2 protein-coding genes are annotated in these 1,572 nt (G+C 47.1%); both read right to left on the reverse strand.

What is annotated here, in order from left to right; all coding sequences use genetic code 11:
• Positions 1–165: 165 nt before the first annotated feature.
• The gene (locus O9K64_RS23355; RefSeq protein WP_275100526.1) at positions 166–471 is read right to left on the reverse strand and encodes a hypothetical protein; all 306 of its coding nucleotides are present in this window, start codon (positions 469–471) and stop codon (positions 166–168) included.
• 8 nt (positions 472–479) lie between these two features.
• Positions 480–1,572: RHS repeat domain-containing protein (locus O9K64_RS23360; RefSeq protein ID WP_275100527.1), on the reverse strand; the 1,093-nt coding region annotated here is incomplete at its 5' end.

A 1,572-nucleotide genomic window follows, 5' to 3' on the forward strand; every position in this document is an offset into this window, starting at 1 on the left:
GCGCTGGATGATGTATTGAGGTATGCCCGGTCTGCGGGCAGATACGAGGGATCTTGTAAAGGGCTTCTACCCTTATCCTTTGACCCCGAACTCCTATCACTTGAGTGATTGTTGAGAGTTCTGAACACCCTCGCCCAGCGTTCCCTTTGGCTTATCGACCTACACCTAAAATAAAAACAATAAAAATGAATAAAAGAAAATACCCGCATAAAATATCGAAATAATTTGCGACAAATACTTATATATGGCCCGTTTACCAAATTTTGAAGCACTCCATATTAGATAAGCTGCACTCAATGATGCAATACCCCACAGCATATAGTAAGTAAGCAAACGATACTGAATATCGACACCAATTTTTTCTAGAAAGAAATTACTTAGATGCGCGACTATCATTACAGACACAAATACCCCTGGGGCCTTTACCCAGAAAACATATCCTAGACTTAATCTCTTTTCACTAGCACTCATTCTTTTCACTATGGTGATAATGGAATTTCATCATTCCAGCTAAAAGGTATGACAGGGCTCCAATTTTTATTCATGTCACATATCAACGGTGCATTTAACCCTTCAGCCATCGCCATTTTTTTTAGCAATGGCTCTACTGCAATTGCTAATCGGAGCAAGCCATATGGTATCGAATAGACTGGCGGAATGATTGATTGTTCGTAATGATATGTAAATGGAATTATTTTAGGAACATATATTCCTTTTTCTATGTAACCTTCCTTTATAACCTTGTTACACTCCGTCTCTGAACAATGAATTAAAAATCTGACAGTTCCTCCAACGCGCAAATCAACCCTTACTAATCGTGGACCAGCTCCGGGTAAATTTTCGCCATCGCCATCGTTGTAGTCTAGCTCTGTTCCCCAACTAAGTACGTCATAACGTATATCCTGAGGAAGAACTTTAGAGTCAACTATTGTACCACTAACAGCTAATCCATAATGATCTGAAAACATTCCAGGTCTTGCTAGTACATAGAGATATCTATTAAACCCACCATCCAGCCCAATCGGATCCCCCTGCACATACCGCCCTATGGTGGGATCATACGTCCTAAAGTAGTTGTAATGTGTTTGGGTCTCCGCATCATAATACTGCCCCGGGAACCGCAACGGATTAGCCCACACCTGGTTCGTCTCGGTCACCTCGCCGAACGCCCGGTACTCCCCCGCCCACACCGTCGCACCGTTGCTCTGCACCAGCCGCTGCGGCGTGCCCAGGTGGTCGCTCTGGTAAAAGGCGTAGCCTTGATTGGTTTTTGTGTAGAGCGGATTCGTCGTCCAGGTGCTGTCCGGCTCATAGCCGTACTGCTGGATCGGCGTGCCGCTGGCATCGTATTCGCCGGCCAGCCCTTCGTCGGTGTAGTGGAAGTAGCGGGTTTCTGTCGGGGTGGTCTTCCGGATCCGCCGGCCCAGGGGATCGTAGCGGTATTCGCCGATCAGATCGCCCGTGCCGGTCTCGACTCGCTGTAACCTTCCCTCGGCGTTGTAGAGGCTTTGGGTGGTCGTTCCGCCTGCGGTCTTTTGGGTGGTATGGCCCGCCTGGTCGTACTGGTAGGTT

This window comes from Sedimenticola hydrogenitrophicus (assembly GCF_029017505.1).
GTDB classification, from domain to species: Bacteria; Pseudomonadota; Gammaproteobacteria; order Chromatiales; family Chromatiaceae; genus Sedimenticola; species Sedimenticola hydrogenitrophicus_A.